The 17033-nt window shown below is 70.9% G+C and carries 14 protein-coding genes and 1 pseudogene; 9 read left to right on the forward strand and 6 right to left on the reverse strand.

Features of this window, described 5'->3' with window-relative positions; genetic code table 11:
• Positions 1-46: 46 nt before the first annotated feature.
• The 3 genes from RPQ07_RS11385 to RPQ07_RS11395 form a co-directional block, all read right to left on the reverse strand.
• On the reverse strand, positions 47-2293 hold the full coding sequence (locus RPQ07_RS11385; RefSeq protein WP_313943992.1) for an AAA family ATPase: 2247 nt from the start codon (positions 2291-2293) through the stop codon (positions 47-49).
• Between the two features lie 187 nt (positions 2294-2480).
• Positions 2481-2825 (reverse strand): thioredoxin, encoded by a 345-nt coding sequence (gene trxA, locus RPQ07_RS11390; RefSeq protein WP_313943993.1) that lies wholly within the window; start codon positions 2823-2825, stop codon positions 2481-2483.
• Positions 2822-3220, reverse strand: coding sequence for a MerR family transcriptional regulator (locus RPQ07_RS11395; RefSeq protein WP_313943994.1), 399 nt, complete (start codon positions 3218-3220; stop codon positions 2822-2824). Before RPQ07_RS11395 ends, trxA begins: the two co-directional genes overlap by 4 nt.
• A gap of 164 nt (positions 3221-3384) precedes the next feature.
• Here RPQ07_RS11395 and RPQ07_RS11400 point away from each other — a divergent pair, with 164 nt between their 5' ends.
• Positions 3385-4761 (forward strand): DUF418 domain-containing protein, encoded by a 1377-nt coding sequence (locus RPQ07_RS11400; protein WP_313943995.1) that lies wholly within the window; start codon positions 3385-3387, stop codon positions 4759-4761.
• Here the strand turns inward: RPQ07_RS11400 and RPQ07_RS11405 are convergent.
• Both RPQ07_RS11405 and RPQ07_RS11410 read right to left on the reverse strand, forming a co-directional pair.
• Positions 4673-5560 carry an NAD(P)-dependent oxidoreductase gene (locus tag RPQ07_RS11405; RefSeq protein ID WP_313943996.1) on the reverse strand — a complete coding sequence of 296 codons (888 nt, stop codon included), beginning with the start codon at positions 5558-5560 and terminating at the stop codon, positions 4673-4675. The two genes, RPQ07_RS11400 and RPQ07_RS11405, sit on opposite strands and share 89 nt — an antisense overlap.
• A 154-nt stretch (positions 5561-5714) precedes the next feature.
• Positions 5715-6242: an Lrp/AsnC family transcriptional regulator gene (locus tag RPQ07_RS11410; RefSeq protein WP_313943997.1), complete on the reverse strand. Its 528-nt coding sequence runs from the start codon at positions 6240-6242 to the stop codon at positions 5715-5717.
• 65 nt (positions 6243-6307) lie between these two features.
• Between RPQ07_RS11410 and RPQ07_RS11415 the strand changes: the two genes are divergently transcribed.
• The 5 genes and pseudogenes from RPQ07_RS11415 (at position 6308) to RPQ07_RS11435 (ending at position 11519) form a co-directional block, all read left to right on the forward strand.
• Entirely contained in the window at positions 6308-7216 is a 909-nt protein-coding gene (locus RPQ07_RS11415; RefSeq protein WP_313943998.1) for an NAD-dependent epimerase/dehydratase family protein, read from the forward strand.
• Positions 7216-8097 (forward strand): annotated as a pseudogene (locus tag RPQ07_RS11420) (aldo/keto reductase); the annotation flags it as partial. The gene RPQ07_RS11415 and the pseudogene RPQ07_RS11420, both read left to right, overlap by 1 nt.
• Positions 8098-8264: 167 nt before the next feature.
• Positions 8265-8870: a hypothetical protein gene (locus tag RPQ07_RS11425; RefSeq protein ID WP_313943999.1), complete on the forward strand. Its 606-nt coding sequence runs from the start codon at positions 8265-8267 to the stop codon at positions 8868-8870.
• Between the two features lie 188 nt (positions 8871-9058).
• Positions 9059-10513, forward strand: coding sequence for a glycoside hydrolase family 16 protein (locus RPQ07_RS11430; RefSeq protein WP_313944000.1), 1455 nt, complete (start codon positions 9059-9061; stop codon positions 10511-10513).
• A gap of 34 nt (positions 10514-10547) precedes the next feature.
• Positions 10548-11519: a DUF1996 domain-containing protein gene (locus RPQ07_RS11435; protein WP_313944001.1), complete on the forward strand. Its 972-nt coding sequence runs from the start codon at positions 10548-10550 to the stop codon at positions 11517-11519.
• Positions 11520-11663: 144 nt separating this feature from the next.
• Here RPQ07_RS11435 and RPQ07_RS11440 read toward each other — a convergent pair whose 3' ends face one another.
• Positions 11664-13076, reverse strand: coding sequence for a cation:dicarboxylate symporter family transporter (locus RPQ07_RS11440; RefSeq protein WP_313944002.1), 1413 nt, complete (start codon positions 13074-13076; stop codon positions 11664-11666).
• A 122-nt stretch (positions 13077-13198) separates the two neighbouring features.
• On the opposite strand from RPQ07_RS11440, the gene RPQ07_RS11445 reads away from it, so the two are divergent.
• The 3 genes from RPQ07_RS11445 to RPQ07_RS11455 all read left to right on the forward strand — a co-directional run bounded on the left by RPQ07_RS11445 (position 13199) and on the right by RPQ07_RS11455 (position 16978).
• Complete coding sequence (locus RPQ07_RS11445) at positions 13199-14833, forward strand: ATP-binding protein (RefSeq protein ID WP_313944003.1); 1635 nt, start codon at positions 13199-13201, stop codon at positions 14831-14833.
• A complete protein-coding gene (locus tag RPQ07_RS11450) occupies positions 14830-15516 on the forward strand; it encodes a response regulator (RefSeq protein WP_313944004.1) in 687 nt (228 codons plus the stop codon). Before RPQ07_RS11445 ends, RPQ07_RS11450 begins: the two co-directional genes overlap by 4 nt.
• A 274-nt stretch (positions 15517-15790) precedes the next feature.
• Positions 15791-16978 (forward strand): epoxide hydrolase, encoded by a 1188-nt coding sequence (locus RPQ07_RS11455; RefSeq protein ID WP_313944005.1) that lies wholly within the window; start codon positions 15791-15793, stop codon positions 16976-16978.
• Positions 16979-17033: the final 55 nt, after the last annotated feature.

Consider the following 17033-nt stretch of genomic DNA (forward strand, 5'->3'; position numbering starts at 1 on the left):
GCGTTCCGCGCCCGGCCGCCCCTTTCCCGCGCCGTCCCCCTGCTGCTCAGCTTCCGGACGTGAGCGCCGCCGGCAGCTCGCCCCGGTGGACGATGCCGAGCCGCTGGGTGGCGCGGGTCATCGCCACATACAGATCGCTCTCGCCGAAGAGCCGGGGCTCGACCACGATCACCGAGTCGAACTCCAGGCCCTTGGCCTCGCGCGGGTCGAGCAGCACGACGGACCGGGTGAGATCGACCGGGCCGCTGCCGAGCGCGGACAGTTCGCCGTGCAGTTCGCGCGGGGCGATCACCGCGAGCCTGCCCTCCTTCGGCGTCTCCCGGCCCACGGCGGCGAGGACCGTGGGCCCGAGGTCTCCCTCGGCCGCCCGCTCGGTCCACGGCCCCTCGCCGGTCGAGCGCACCGAGCGCGGCGGCTCGAAGCCGGGGTACGTCTCCCGGCGCACCTGTGCCGCGAGCTCCATGATCTCGGCCGGCGTACGGTAGTTGACCCCGAGCCGGGTGTGCTGCCACCGGTCTCCGACGTACGGACCGAGGATCTTCTCCCACGAGCCGAGGCCCGCCACGTCGCCGGTCTGGGCCGGGTCGCCGACCAGGGTCATCGACCGGGTGGGGCAGCGGCGCATCAGCAGCCGCCAGGCCATCGCGGAGAGCTCCTGCGCCTCGTCCACGATGATGTGCCCGAAGGCCCAGGTGCGGTCGGCGGCGGCACGGGCGGCGGCGCTGCGGTCGTCGCTCTCCTCCTGGCGTTCGGCCAGTTCCTCCGCGCCGATGACGTCGTGCGCGGCCAGCACCTCGGACTCCTCGTCCTCGAACTCGTAGGTCCGGGAGCCCTGGGAGAGCTCCAGCACGCCCTGCGCATAGGCGACCCGCCGCATTCGGTCGGCCTCGGCCTTCGCGCGCTCGGCGCTGTCGTCGGCGCCGAGCAGTTCGGCGGCCTCGTCCAGCAGCGGCACATCGGCGGGTGTCCAGGGGCCGGTGGCGCGCCGGATCAGGTCGGCGTCCTCGTCCGGGAGCTGCTCCTCGGGCCGGGCGAGGAGGTCCGCGACGAGCTGCTCCGGGGTGAGTACCGGCCACAGCTCGTCGATCGCGGCGTGCACCTCGGCGCTCGCGGCGATCTCCTTGGCGAGCTGCGCGACGTCGTCGGGCCCGAGGAGGTTGGGGCCGCCGAACGGGTCCGCGCCGAGCCGGTCCACCAGTTGCTCGGTCAGCAGGTCGATGATCCGGAAGGCGAAGTAGGGCCGGGCGGGATTGTGCGGCAGCCGGGTGGAGCGGGCGCGGTCGCGTGCCTCGTAGGCCATCTCCCGGTCGAGCCGCAGGACGCCGTACTCCTCGTGGTCGATCTCCAGCGCCGGCCCGGGCAGGGTGCCCTTGTCCTCGTGGTCGACGTCCGGCACCGTCTCGGGGAGCGACTGCCGGTCGCGTACGGCGCGGGCGAGCACATCGGCCATCTCCGCGCGGCCCTTCACCTCCGCGGCCGCGGCACTGTCCGTGCCGGTGGCGTGCACACCGGGGTAGAGCTCGGCCATGGTCGACAGCAGCACGCCGGTCTCACCGAGGGAGGGCAGCACTTCGCCGATGTAGCCGAGGAACGCCGGGTTGGGCCCGACGATCAGCACGGCGCGGCGGGCGAGCTGCTCGCGGTGGGCGTAGAGGAGATAGGCGGCACGGTGCAGCGCGACGGCGGTCTTGCCGGTCCCGGGCCCGCCTTCCACGACGAGAACGCCGTGCCGCGGGGCCCGGATGATCCGGTCCTGCTCGGCCTGGATGGTCTGCACGATGTCGGCCATCCGCCCGGTGCGGGCCGCGCCGAGCGCCGCGAGCAGGACGGCGTCGCCGTCGGGGTCCTCGTAGCCGGTACGGGTCGCGTCGGCGAGATCGAGGATCTCGTCGTGCAGCGCGGTGACGGTCCGCGCCTCGGTGGTGATGTGCCGACGGCGTCGGAGCCCCATCGGTTCATAGCCGGTCGCGAGGTAAAAGGGACGGGCGACGGGAGCACGCCAGTCCACGAGCATCGGTGTGTGTTCCGGGTCGTCCCGGCGGATTCCGATACGGCCGATGTGATGGAGGCTGCCGTCCTGAAGATCGAGACGGCCGAAACAGAGCCCGGCGTCCACGGCATTCAGGGCGGAGAGCCGTGCGGAATGCTCGGCAACACTGACATCGCGCTCCAGCTTGGCCTGGAGACCCGTACTGACCTGCCCGATCGTGGACCGGACCGCGGCCTCGGCCTCGTCGCGGAGCACATCGAGGCGGTCGTAGAGCAGAGAGACGAATTGCTGCTCATTATGCATTTCCTCGGTTGACAATTCCGCTCCCGACGCGATATGGTGTCCCTACTTGAGTGCCCGCATCGGTTTATGAAACCGAGCATGCAAACACTCAATATACGCAGCGAAACACCCCGGCCGTCAATTCGGTACCGGGGTATTTTTGTGCGCCGGTGAGCTCCTCCGCCGGACGGTCGTCCCGCTTCCTGCCTCAGCCGCCGGGGCGGATCACATCCTCGAGCTCCTGGAGGAGCCGGCGCTTGGGCCGCGCACCGACCATCGACTTCACCGGCTCCCCCGCGCGGAACACCATCAGCGTCGGCATCGACAGCACGGCGTACCGGGCCGTGATCTCCGGATTGGCGTCCACATCGAGCTGCACCACCTTGAGCCGGCCCGCCTCCTGGGCCGCCGTCGCACTCAGCACCGGCGCGAGCTGCCGGCACGGCCCGCACCAGTCCGCCGTGAACTCCACCAGCACCGGGAGATCCGCCCCCAGGACCTCGGCGTCGAAGTCCGCGTCGGTCACTTCCGCGACACCCTCTGCCCGCATCATGCGTGTCCTCCGAATTCGCATCGTGGTTCCGGACCCTCGGCGAAGTCCGCCTCGGCCTTCGCGAGTTGTGCGCCCACCTGAGCGCGTACCGACTGGAGCTGCCCGATGAGCGCGTCCAGTTCACCGAGCTTGGCCCGGTAGACGGCGAGCGAGGCGGGGCAGGAATCGCCCGCCGGATGCCCGGCCCGCAGGCACTCGACGAACGGCCGTGTCTCCTCCAGCTCGAAGCCGAAGTCCTGGAGGGTCCTGATCTGCTGGACGAGCCGCAGATCGCCCTCGTCGTACGTGCGGTAGCCGTTCCCCGCGCGCCGCGCGGGCAGGAGCCCCCGTGTCTCGTAGTAGCGCAGGGTCCGTGTGGTGGTCCCGGTTCGCTCCGCCAGCTCGCCGATTCGCATGCCGTCGACGGTAATCCTTGACGTCGGGGTGAAGGAAAGCCCCGCAGGGGAGGCCGACGGCGGGCCGCTGTACGCCGGTCGGCGCGGCCCTGGCTCCTTTGGTCGGCCGCTCATGGACCGAAGACGGATGCCGCCGACCCACCCGGCCTTCCTAGCGTGACGGCATGACCGTCGAAACCGAGGCACCGCCCGCGCGGCGGGGCGCCGTGCGACCTCAGGAGCGGGCGCTCGCACCCGATCTCGCGCGCGGCATCATGCTCCTGCTCATCGCCGCGTCCAACACCGCGTTCCATCTCTGGGCCGCACGCCGCGGCCCCTCGGGCTGGCAGCCCGTGGACGGCTCGTGGCTCGACCACGCCGTCCAGTTCACGATGATCACCGTGCTCGATCTGCGCGTGTACCCCCTCTTCGCCTTCCTCTTCGGGTACGGCATGACGCAGCTCTATCTGCGCCAACGGGCCGCGGGAAGATCCGAGAAGGACGCGGTCGGGATTCTGCGCCGCCGCAGTCTGTGGCTGATCGTCATCGGACTGGCGCACGCGACCCTGCTGATGGCCGGCGACATCCTGGGCTTCTACGGGCTGATGAGCCTCGTGCTCGGATGGCTCGTGCTGCGGCGCAGCGATCGCGCGCTGGGGTGGTGGATCGCCGTCGCGACCGTGCAGCTCGTGCTGCTGACCGTCGGACCGGTCCTGCCCGCCCTGTTCCAGGGCGAGTTGGGGTCGTACGGGGACGCCTCGGCGGAGCCGGGCAACGAGGCCTACGCGGCCGGCGAGGAGAGCTGGCTCGCCGCCGCCGGCACCCGGCTGACCACCGGGCTGTTCGTCACCTTCGCCGCAGCGCCGCTCTCGCTGCTCGCCGGCGCCTACGTCATCTTCCTGATCGGCTTCTGGGCCGCGCGCCGCCGCGTCCTGGAGGACAGCGGCCGTCACCTTCCGCTGCTGCGCCGGACCGCCGTCATCGGCATCACGGTCGGCTGGCTCGGCGGACTGCCCGCCGCGCTCGCGCACATCGGCGTCCTGCGGGTGCCCGACGCGGCACAGAGCGAGTCGGGGGCGCTCACCCTGCTCCGGGACGTCACCGGCAACGCGGCCGGGCTCGGCTATGTGGCCGCGGTGGCCCTCTTCGCCCACTGGTGGACCGGACGCCCGGAACGGCGGGATGCGCGCGCCGTGACGGCGGTGGCTGCCGTCGGCAAACGGTCGCTGTCCTGCTATCTGGTGCACTCGCTGGTCTTCGCACCGGTGCTCGCCGCCTGGGGGCTCGGCCTCGGGGAGCATCTGACCAGCTCCACCATGGTCCTGTTCGCGACCGGCGTCTGGCTGCTCACGGTGGCCGGGGCGTACGCCCTGGAACGCGCCGGCCGCCGCGGCCCCGCCGAGGCGGTGCTGCGACGGCTGATGTACGGCGGCGACGGCCGACGACGTGAGGCGCGCACGCACTCGGATCCGGTCAGGAAGCGGACCGCACCGCCTCCACCGTGCTCGCCCAGTCGTCCGAGCCATGACCCCGCGCGATCGCCCGGTCCGCCACCGCCTTGACCGACTCCAGCTGCGAGACGTCGAGCCCCCGGGCCCGCGCCGCGTGCAGGATGTGGCTCACGCCGGACGCCATCATGGCGAGGCCCGCCTCCTGGCCCGGGTAGCTGCCCGCGTCGATGTTCTCGGCCGTGTACTGGGCGATGGGCGGCAGGATCCGGACGATGGAGTCGAGATACGGGGCGATGTCCGCCGCCTTGACGCCGTCGGCGGTGGCCAGCGCGTAGGCGTGCACCAGACCCGAGATGCTGCCGTAGAAGAAGTCGAGCAGCGCCAGGTCGTACAGCGCGGCGAGTCCGGCGTCCGTACCGACGAAGGCAGTGCGTCCACCGAGGACTTTGAGGGTGGACTCGTGCCGTTCGTACGACTCCCGGGAGCCCGCGTAGAAGAGCAGTGCGTCGGGTGAGCCGACGAGCGGGGTGGGCACCATCACGGCGCCGTCGAGATAGTCGACGCCGTGCGAGGCCGCCCAGGCCGCGGCCTGACGCGAGCGCTCCGGGATGTCGGAGGTGACATTGAGAAGCACCCGTCCGCGGAGGGCCTCACCGAGCGGTTCGAGGATCGCGTCCGAGGCGTCGTGGTCGACGACGCAGACGATGATCAACTCGGCCGCCCGGACGGCCTCCTCGGCGCTCGCGGCTTCGACGGCGCCGCGGGCGACGAGGTCGTCCCCCTTGCCCGGAGAGCGGTTCCAGACGGTGGTGGGACGGCCCGCGTCGAGAAGCGCGCCGGCGAGTGCGCGGCCCATGGCGCCGAGGCCGATGACGGTGACAGGGGTGAGGGAGTTCTGCGTGGTGGACATGCAGACCATGCTTCTTCGCCACGAACTGCCCCACAAGTACCGACTCTTAAGTGGGATACTCACCAAAAGGTGAGCATCCAGGTCAGGGCGGTGCTCGATGCGGTACCTCGCGGTGCCGCATCGCGGTGCTTGCGGCCGGACTCACTCGCGGTGCTCACAACGGTGGCAGCAGCGGCTTCCGCTCCAGCGGCGAGGTGAGCACGATCGACGTGGTCGTCCGCCCCAGCGCCGACACCAGTTCCAGCACCTCTTCGAGGTGGACCGTGTCCGTCACGGCGACCTTGATGATCCAGCAGTCCTCGCCGACCACATGGTGCGCCTCGGTCACCTCGGGGCGCTCCAGCAGCTCGCGCGTCCGCGGGTGCCTCAGCGTGTAGCCGCCGTGCGGATCGACACGGATGAAGGCCTGGATCCCGTGGCCGAGCCGGGCCGGGGAGACATGCGCGCCGTATCCGGTGATGGCGCCGCAGGCTTCGAGCCGGCGGACCCGTTCCGTGACGGCCGCGGGGCTCAGCCGTACCCGGCGGCCCAGCTCGCTGAGCTTGATCCGGCCGTCCGTCTGAAGGAGCTCCAGGATCTGCCGGTCGATACGGTCGAAACGGCCGAAACCAGACGCCGAGGTTTCGACGGCGGCAGGACGCGAATGCCGAGGTTCTTTCGGCGAAGAGGCCGAATCTCCCATGACTCCCCCTTCAGGCTGCGGCCCGACAACGTAACACTTGCCGTACAGCGAGAGGGAGTTGAGGAATGCGCGAGATATGCGTCATCGGGGGAAGCCGCTATATCGGAAAGCGGCTGATCGCCCGGCTGCTGGAATCAGGGGACCGGGTCACCGTCGTCAACCGCGGTTCGTCCGCGCCGCCCGCCGGAGTGCGGCATCTGATCGCGGACCGGGACGACGAGAATTCCCTGCGGGCCGCGATCGGTTCACGCTCCTTCGACGTGGTCGTCGACCAGGTCTGCTACACACCGCGCCAGGCGGAGATCGCGGTGCGGGTGTTCTCGGGACGGACCCGCCGCTATGTGATGACGTCCACCGTCGAGGTCTACGAGTACGAGGACTCCGCCGAGCCGGTGCGCGAGGAGGCCGTCGACCCGCTGACGGTGAGCATCGACACGGCCCTGCCCTGGGACGACCCCATCTTCCGGGAGGAGCAGTACGGCGAGGGAAAGCGGCAGGCGGAGGCGGTGTTCGCGGCCGCGGCCGGCTTCCCGTCCGTGGCGGTGCGCGTCGCCCATGTCCTCGGCGGACACGACGACTTCACCGCGCGCGTGGACCACTACGCGGAACGCATCAGGGCCGGCGAGCCGATCGCCGTTCCGGAGAAGAACCAGCCCGCCACCTATGTGTATGTCGAGGAGATCGCGGACTTTCTCGCCTGGACGACGGGGCAGGAATTCACCGGACCGGTGAATGCGCATGCGAACGGTCCGCTGACGACGCAGGACATCTGCGCCGCGATCGAGCGGGAGACGGGCGGCCGGGTGGAATTCGCCCCGGTACACGTGGGTGAGACATCGCCGTTCTCCTTCGCCCGCGCCTACGCCATGGACAACTCCCGTGCCACAGACCTCGGATACACCTTCCGGCATACGTCGGAATGGCTTCAGCAGGCTGTGTCGGAGACTCTCGCGACGCGCCAGGAGGTGCGGTGATGCGGTACCGCACAGTCGGCGGACTGCGGGTGGGCGCCGTCGGACTGGGCGCGATGCCGCTGTCCATCGAGGGGCGCCCCGACGAGCGGCAGGCCGTCGCCACCGTGCACGCCGCGCTGGACGCGGGCGTGACGCTGATCGACACGGCCGACTCCTACTACGCGCCGGGCGGCGAACCGGGGGCGGGCGAGCTGCTGGTCGCCCGGGCGCTCGCCTCGTACGGAGGGAACACCGACGCGGTGCTCTTCGCCACGAAGGGCGGGCGTGGCCGGACGGACGACGGCGGCTGGACGGTGGACGCGGCACCGGAGCGCGTCCGACGGGCGGCTCATGCCTCACTGGCCCGCATCGGCGGTGCGGCGATCGGCCTCTACCAGCTGCACAAGCCCGATCCGGCCGTCCCGTTCGCCGAGTCGGTGGGCGCGCTGCGGGAGCTGCTGGACGAGGGCACGATCCGGTTCGCCGGGATCTCCAACGTGGATACGGACCAGATCAGGCTGGCACGGGAGATGCTGGGCGACCGGCTCGTCTCCGTGCAGAACCGGTTCTCGCCCGCGGTGCGCGACGGGGAGGCCGAGCTGCGGCTCTGCGCGGAGCTGGGACTGGCGTATCTGCCGTGGAGCCCGCTCGGGGGGATCTCCCGCAGTGCGCTGGACGGTCCGGCGGGCGGGCCGCAGGCGCCGGGTCCGTACGAGCCGTTCCACCGGGTGGCGCGGGCGCGCGGGGTGAGTCCTCAACAGGTGGCACTGGCCTGGCTGTTGGCGCAGTCGCCGACGGTGATCCCGATACCGGGCGCGAGCCGTCCGGAGAGCATCCGCGACTCGGCGGCGGCGGCCGGCCTCGTGCTGAGCACGGAGGAGGTGGCCGCACTGGACGCGAGCGGCTCGCGCGCGGCGGCCGGATCGGACGCGACCGGTACCGGACAGGACACCGCCGGGTCCTCCGCGTCCCCCGCCGCCACCGGGCAGGACACCGCCGGATCGCTCGCCGCCACCGGGCAGGACACCGCCGGGTCGCTCGCCGCCACCGGACAGGGCACCATGCCGAGGTGACGAACTACGAGACGGACGGCGGGCGTCCGCGGCGCTCGGTCGACCGGGGCGCCAGGATCGAGGCCTACGCCGATCTGATCCATGTGGTCTGCCCGGGGTGCGGCGGGCGGGCCGACGTCGTACCCCGGCCGGGCCTGCCGGAGCTGAAGTACCACACCGAACTGCTGTTCCGGCCGCGCCGGCTGGCGTGCGGTCGCTGCGCCACGGTGCGGGACTGGGAGGCCGAGTGCCGTGGAGGCGCGCTGATCGCCGCCACACTCGGCGGACCCGACGAACCCTTCTTCGGGCAGCCGCTCTGGCTCCGCACTCCGTGCCGCGGCAAGGTCCTGTGGGCGTACAACGAACACCACATCGACGCGCTGGAGCACTATCTCGCCGCCGGCCTCCGGGAGCGCGACGGTCATCCGCACATGAGCATGCTGACGCGGCTGCCCGCTTGGATGAAGGCCGCCGGCCACCGGGATGACGTACTGCGCGGGCTCTCACGGATGCGGGAACTGCTCCATGCCGACGCGCCCGCCGACCGCCCGTCCTCGGCCGTCGCGTCGGGGCCGGGGCGGCTCGCGCGGCCTGTCCGGGCCAGCTGGTCGCCGCCGTACTGACGCGGCCGCAGGGCCTTCGGACGTACGGACTCCGCGGCCCGGGCACCCGACCAGCCACATCGGTCAACTGCCCTGTCCCTTCAGGAAGTCGACGATGCCGAGCCATTGACGCCTCCACCGGCTCCAACTACAAAACTATCTGAGAGCGCTCTCACACACCCTTGGCACCATCCTCCCGGAGGTGTTCCGTGAGTACGAGCCGCATCAGACGCACCCCCCTGCTCACCGTCGTCGTGGCCCTCGCCGTCGCCCTCGCCGGCTTCGTCGGCGTCACCGGCGCCGGACAGGCGCGCGGTGACGTTCCCCCCACGCCCGGCTGGAATCTCCAGTGGAGCGACGACTTCAACGGCGCCAACCGCACGCTGCCCTCGTCCGCCGACTGGCAGATCGACCTCGGCCACGGCTACCCCGGCGGCCCCGGCAACTGGGGCACCGGCGAGATCCAGAACTACACCGCCAACCCGGACAACCTCAGTCTCGACGGCAGCGGAAACCTGCGGATCACCCCGCTCAGGGACGGCGCCGGCAACTGGACGTCCGGCCGCATCGAGACCAGGCGCGCCGACTTCAAGGCCCCGGCCGGCGGCACCCTGCGCATCGAGGGCCGTATCCAGATGCCGAACGTCACCGGCCAGGCCGCGCTCGGTTACTGGCCCGCCTTCTGGGCCCTCGGCGCCCCCTACCGGGGCAACTACTGGAACTGGCCGGCCATCGGTGAGTTCGACATCATGGAGAACGTCAACGGCATCAACTCGGTGTGGGCCGTGCTGCACTGCGGTGTGAACCCCGGCGGCCCCTGCAACGAGACCAACGGCATCGGCGCCAGCCGCGCCTGCCCCGGCGCCTCCTGCCAGTCGGCCTTCCACACCTACCGCTTCGAGTGGGACCGGTCCGTCTCCCCCAACCAACTGCGCTGGTACGTGGACGGCCAGCTCTTCCACAGCATCAGCCAGGACCGTTTCGACGCGGGCACCTGGGCCAATATGACCGACCACGCCGGGTACTTCATCCTGCTCAACGTCGCCATGGGCGGCGCCTTCCCCAACGGTGTCGCGGGCACCGGGACCCCGACGGCAGCCACCGTGCCCGGCCGCCCCATGCTCGTCGACTACGTCGCGGTCTGGACCCGCGGCGGCGGCACGACGCCCCCGCCCACCACCCCGCCGCCGTCCGGTTCCTCGCAGTTGTATCTGCGGACGGGAGGCGGCGCGGGCGACGCCACCGCATCGGCCGGCTCGGTGAGCGTCTCCTCGGCGGGCGGCGCCAACTACGACGGCACCCCGCACAATCCGCAGGTCTTCACCTCGTCCGGCATCACCCGCCGATACAACGGCGGAGCCACCCAGTTCGACCTGTTCACCGACTCCGGATCGACGGTCGCCAACGGGCAGCAGGTCAGGGTGAGTTACGACCGGACGGGCGACGGCAGCTGGGACCGGACGGAGACGTACCACTACTTCGCCACGGACCCCGTGCCGGGTTACGAGCACTACACCCAGGCGAAGGGCCTCAAGTCGGCGACGGGCGCACTCGGCGATCTGAGCAACGGACGGGTCCGCGTCGAGGTCTGGAACGCCATCGGCAACGGCGCGAGCACGGTGGGCGTCGGCAACCAGTCCGTCGTCCGCATCCCGTTCGACTGACACGGCGGCTCGAGAAGACGACAGGAGGGACCCCATGCTCCGCCGACTGCTCGCGAGCACGGCCGCCGTGATCTTCCTGATCACAGCGGGCTGGGTCACCGCGGGCAACCACTCACCGGCGTCCGGCTCCGCGGACGGCCACGGTGCGCCGGGCCACGCGCGCGCCGGCCACACAGCACACGACCACACCTTCAGCCCGGCGCAGGCGGCCGCCATCATCGCGCAGGCGGCGGCACCCCTGCGCGGGAGCGAGTTCCGCGCGGAGTGCTTCTCCAGCCATCGCCGGGGTGACGACCCGATCGTCTTCCCCGGCGAGGCGGACCGCTCGCACATCCACGAGTTCTACGGGAACCGGACGGCAAACGCGTCCTCGACGCTCCAGTCGCTGGCCGCCGGCACCACCAACTGCTCGCCGTCGGTGGACCTCTCCTCGTACTGGACGCCCACCCTCTACAAGAACGGAGCTCCCGTGGCCCCCGAGCGGGTCACCGTCTACTACCAGGGCATCACCGACCACACCCGTGCCGTCGCGCATCCCCGCGGCCTGCGGTACGTGGTCGGCAACGCCACCGCGACCTCGCCCGACCAGAATCCCGCCGCACGCTGGTCGTGCGTGGGCCGGCCGGAGTCCGGCCGGGACTTCGTGAACTGCCCGCCCGGCACGAAGCTGGAGAACTATCTGGACTTCCCCACCTGCTGGGACGGGCGGAACCTGGACAGCACCAACCACCGCGACCACATGGCGTACGCGGCCGGACAGACCTGTCCGGCCTCGCATCCGGTCGTCGTGCCGCGCCTGGAGCTGCTGATCACCTGGCCGGTGAACGGCGGCGGGCTGACACTCGCCGGCACCAGGAACGGGACCAACGTCACGGACCAGCCGGGTTACACCTTCCACGGGGACTTCTTCAACGCGTGGAACGACTCCGAGCTGAAGCGCCGCGTCGCCGACTGCATCGTGGCCGGCTACATCTGCGGGACCGACGGCCATCCGATCCAGCAGTGACAGCAGGGACAGCAGGGACAGCCCGGTGACGGGCGGAAACGACGGTTCCCCGGGCGCCCTCAGGGGCCCGGGGAACCGGCGGTACGCCGCCAGGTGGAATCACGGGGAAGTCGGCGTACCGCCGTGGGGAGAGAGGGAGCGTCCCTAGACCTTGGAGACGGCCCCTTCCCCGTCCCGGGGTTCCTGGCCGACGACCGTCGCGCCGGACGCGGAACCCTTGACCAGGCGGACGCCGTCGGCGTCGTCGGCGGGAGCGCCGTGGCCGTCGTCGAGCAGTGTCTGCTCGTCGAACGGGATCCGTCCGGCGAGCACCTCGTCGACCCGCACCTTGTCGATCTCCTTCGTCCAGGTGCCGATGAGCACCGTCGCGACCGCGTTGCCCGCGAAGTTGGTCAGCGCGCGCGCCTCGCTCATGAAGCGGTCGATACCGACGATCAGGCCGACGCCGTCGACCAGCTCCGGCCGGTGCGACTGCAGACCGCCGGCCAGGGTGGCCAGACCGGCGCCGCTGACGCCGGCCGCGCCCTTGGAGGCGACGAACAGGAAGAGGAGAAGCGGGATCTGCTCCCCGATCGACATCGGGTCGCCCATCGTCTCGGCGATGAAGAGCGACGCCATGGTCATGTAGATCATGGTGCCGTCGAGGTTGAAGGAGTAACCGGTCGGGACGGTGATGCCGACGACCGGCTTGCTGATGCCCAGGTGCTCCATCTTGGCGATGAGCCGCGGAAGCGCGGACTCGGAGGAGGAGGTGGAGAGGATCAGCAGGAACTCGCGGCCCAGGTACTTCAGCAGCGTGAGGATGTTGAGGCCCGCCACGACACGCAGCAGCGCACCCAGCACCACGAAGATGAACAGGAAACAGGTGACGTAGAAGCCGAGCATCAGCACGGCGAGGCTCTTCAGGGCGTCCAGACCGGCCGAGCCGGTGACGGCGGCGATCGCACCGAAGGCGCCGATCGGCGCGGCCCACATCACCATGGCGAGGATGCGGAAGACGAGGCGCTGAATGTGCTCGACACCGCGCAGCACCGGCTCACCGACCGAGCCCATCGCCTGGAGGGCGAACCCTGCCAGCAGCGCGACGAGCAGCGTCTGCAGGACCTCGCCCGAGGTGAAGGCGGAGACGATCGTCGTCGGGATGATCCCGAGCAGGAACTCGACCGTGTCCTTGGCCTCCTCGCCGACCTGGCCCTGGCCGGCCTCCTTGACCGCGTCGGTCACCGCCAGCCCGTCACCCGGGTTGAGGATGTTGCCGACGACCAGGCCGATGGCGAGAGCCACGAGCGACATGACCATGAAATAGCCGAGCGCGATGCCGCCGACGGCACCGACCTTGGCGGCTTTGCGTACCGAACCGATGCCCAGCACGATCGTGCAGAAGATGATCGGCGAAATCATCATCTTGATCAGGTTCACGAAACCGGTACCGAGTGGCTTGAGCTCAGTGGCGAACTCGGGGGCGGCCAACCCCACGGCGATACCGAGTACGACCGCGACGATCACGGCGATGTAGAGATAGTGCGTGCGGTCCCGCCTGACGGCTCCAGCAGCCACGGGTTTCCTCCTTGTTACCGGTCCATGTCCCTATGGATTGCCGTGAGCATCCACCACCCTGTGATGCCGGTCACCCTTGCGTTCGTTTCGTTCATACAAATCCGGCCAGGCAATATGGGCCCATGCGCATACCCCGCCCGCGCAGCCTCGCGGGCCAGCTCTTCGCGATGCAGGTCGTCCTGGTGGCCGCGATCGTGGCCGGCTGCGCCCTGTTCACCTACCTCAAGGACAGCTCCCAGGCCGAGGAGACCGCGCGCCTCCAGTCGAGGGCCACGGCGGCCGCGGTGGCGGAATCGCCGTCGGTCATCGCGGCCGCGCGGTCCGCGAACCCGTCGGCGACGCTCCAGCCGTACGCGGAGGGCCTGCGCCGCGACGCCGGTGTGGACTTCATCGTGATCATGGCTCCGAACGGCACGCGGTGGACGCACCCCGAGCCGGGCGAGATCGGCAGGACGTATCTCGGCCACACCGAGCAGGCGCTGCGGGGCGAGATCCACAGCGAGCGGTACGTGGGTGTGCTCGGCTCCTCGATACGGACCGTGGTGCCCGTCATCGACCGCGGGGAGATCGTCGGGCTCGTCAGCGCCGGCATCACCATCCAGAAGATCAGCGAGCAGGTCAGCAAGCAGGTCGTGGCGCTGCTGGCCATGGCGGGCGGGGCACTGGCGCTCGGCGGTCTGGGGACGTATGTGATCACCACCCGGCTGCGGCGGCACACGCACGGGATGAACGCGGCCGAGCTGAGCCGGATGCACGACTACCACGAGGCCGCGCTGCACGCGGTGCGTGAGGGGCTGCTGATGCTCGACGGGCAGCGCCGGATCGCCCTGTGCAACGACGGGGCCCGGGAACTGCTCGGCCTCGACGAGAACGCGGTGGGCCGGCCGGTCGCCGAGCTGGGCCTGCCGACTCCGCTCACCGGCGCGCTGCTGGCGTCCGAGCCCCGCGTCGACGAGGTGCATCTGACGGGCGACCGGGTCGTCGTGGTGAACACCAGCCCGGTCGTCGGCGGCGAACAGCGCGGCACGGTGGTCACCCTGCGCGACCACACCGAGCTCCAGGCCCTGGCCGGCGAGTTGGACTCCGAGCGCGGCTTCACCCAGGCCCTGCGCTCCCAGGCGCACGAGGCGGCCAACCGGCTGCACACCGTCGTCTCGCTCATCGAACTCGGCCGGGTCGACGACGCCGTCGACTTCGCCACCGCCGAACTGGAACTGGCCCAAGTGCTCACCGACCGCGTGGTCGGCGCGGTCGGCGAACCGGTGCTGGCCGCGCTTCTCCTGGGCAAGGCGGCGCAGGCGAACGAGCGGGGCGTGGAGCTGGTGCTGGCCCAGGACAGCCGCATCGACGACGGCGTCCTGCCGCCCTCGCTGCCCTCCCGCGACCTGGTGACGATCCTCGGCAATCTGATCGACAACGCGGTGGACGCGGCGTCCGAGGCAGCCGCCGGCCGCGAGGGCGGACCGCAGCCCGCCGGTCATCCGGGGCGGGCCCGCGTCACCGTCGTCGCCCGGGCCGACCGGGACGAGCTGCTCATCCGTGTGCACGACACGGGCGCGGGAATCGACCCGGCGTCCGCGGACGAGGTGTTCCGCAGCGGCTGGTCCACCCACGGATCGGGACGGGGACTGGGTCTCGCGATCGTCCGGCAGACGGTGCACCGCAGCCGGGGCACGGTGGTCCTGGCGAAGGGCCCGGACGGAGGAGCCGACTTCACCGTACGGCTGCCGCTGGAGGGCGCGGGGGTGCCGGCGTGAGCGGGGATCCCATCAGAGTGCTGGTCGTCGAGGACGACCCGGTGGCCGCCGACGCGCATGCCCTCTATGTGGGCCGCGTCGCCGGTTTCACGGTGTCGGGCGTGGCGCACTCGCGCGCGGAGGCGGTCCGGGCGCTGGAGCGGACCGAGGTCGATCTGCTGCTGCTCGACCTCTATCTGCCCGACGGACACGGCCTCCAGCTCGTACGGTCGCTGCGCGCCGCGGGTCACTCCGCGGACGTCATCGCGGTGACATCGGCCCGCGACCTCGCGATGGTGCGGGAGGGCGTGTCCCTCGGGGTGGTCCAGTACGTCCTGAAGCCGTTCACCTTCGCGACCCTGCGCGACCGCCTCGGCCGGTACGCGGAGTTCCGCGCGGCGGCCGGTGAGGCGAGCGGCCAGGACGAGGTGGACCGCGCTCTCGGCGCGCTGCGCGCCCCGCAGGGCGGTGGACTGCCCAAAGGGCTGAGCGGCCCGACGCTGGAGGCGGTCACCCGGTCGCTGCGTGACGCGCCGGAGGGGCTGACGGCCGCCGAGGCGGGCACGGCCGTCGGCATCTCCCGGATCACCGCGCGTCGCTACCTGGAACATCTGGTCACCGCGGGACGGGCGGCGCGCAGCCCGCAGTACGGGCAGATCGGCCGGCCGGAACTCCAGTACCGCTGGCTCCCCGCGACTCACTGACGGCGGCTCGTGGCACCGCACGGCGCAGGCCGGTGCGCCGGTCAACGACCGTGCCGGTACACCCCGTAGACCGGCGCGCGGCGCGCCACGCGCGGAGCATCCCAGGTCCGATCCGCGCCGTTCGCACGATTCGTCCCGGACCCCCCGCAGGAGTAGCCTGACGAGGGTCGGCGCGAGTACGCGCAGACCAGGGAGTGAACCGGGGTGGCACGGGCGCGACGCGCTGACGTGAGGGTCGAGGATTTCCAACGTCAGCACACCGAGGAGCGCCGTCATGTCACTCACGGCCGAATCAACCGACATCCACCCCTTCCGGATCGAGGTTCCGGAGAACCAGATCACCGAGCTGCGACGCCGGATCGAGGCGACGCGCTGGCCTTCGAAAGAGCTCGTCACCGACCGGTCACAGGGAGTGCAGCTGGCGACGGTTCAGGCGCTCGCCCGCTACTGGATGACCGAGTACGACTGGCGCAAGTGCGAGGCGAGGCTGGACTCGCTGCCGCAGTTCATGACGGAGATCGACGGGGTCGAGATCCACTTCCTCCACGTCAGGTCGCCGCACGAGAACGCGCTGCCGCTGATCATGACGCACGGCTGGCCCGGCTCCGTCGTCGAACTGCTGGACACCATCGGTCCGCTGACCGACCCGACCGCGCACGGCGGCTCCCCGGAGGACGCGTTCCATCTGGTGCTGCCGTCCCTGCCCGGCTACGGCTTCTCGGGCGAGCCGGGCGAACTCGGCTGGGGCAACGGGCGCATGGCGCAGGCGTGGGCGGAACTCATGAACCGCCTCGGCTACACGCGCTACGTCGCCCAGGGAGGAGATGTCGGCGCCGCGGTCACCGACGCGATGGGCCGCCAGGGCCCCGCGGGACTGCTCGGCATCCATGTGAACCTGCTCGCCGGAGCGCTCGGCATCAAGGATCACCTGCCGGTGGAGTCCGAGCAGGAACGCACGGCGTTCGACGCGCTCAACACGTTCACGACGGACGGCTTCGCCTACTTCCTGGAGCAGACCACCCGGCCGCAGACGATCGGGTACTCCCTGCTGGATTCACCCATCGGGCTGGCCGCGTGGATGCTCGATCACGACACGGACAGCTACTACAAGATCTCCCGCGCGTTCGTCGACCGAGAGCCCGTGGGCAATCTGACCCGCAAGAACATCGTCGACAACATCACGATGTACTGGCTGACGGGCACCGGTGCCTCATCCGCCCGGTGGTACTGGGAGTTCGGACGGGAGATCGCGGGCGGTGCGGCTCCTCCCCCGGTCACGGTGCCGGTCGGCTTCACGACCTTCCCCGGCGAGATCTGGGCCGCCCCGCGCAGCTGGGTGGAGACGGTCTACCCGGGCGTCGCGTACTTCAACGAGGTCGACAAGGGCGGCCACTTCGCCGCCTGGGAGGAGCCGGAGCTCTTCGCCAGGGAGGTACGGGCCGCGTTCAGCGCGCTGCGCTGACGACGCCGTTGCGTACGGCCGCCCGACCCGCCACCCGGTGACGGCGGCCGTACCC

The organism is Streptomyces sp. AM8-1-1, from assembly GCF_032229325.1.
In the GTDB taxonomy this organism is placed as follows: Bacteria; Actinomycetota; Actinomycetes; order Streptomycetales; family Streptomycetaceae; genus Streptomyces; species Streptomyces achmelvichensis.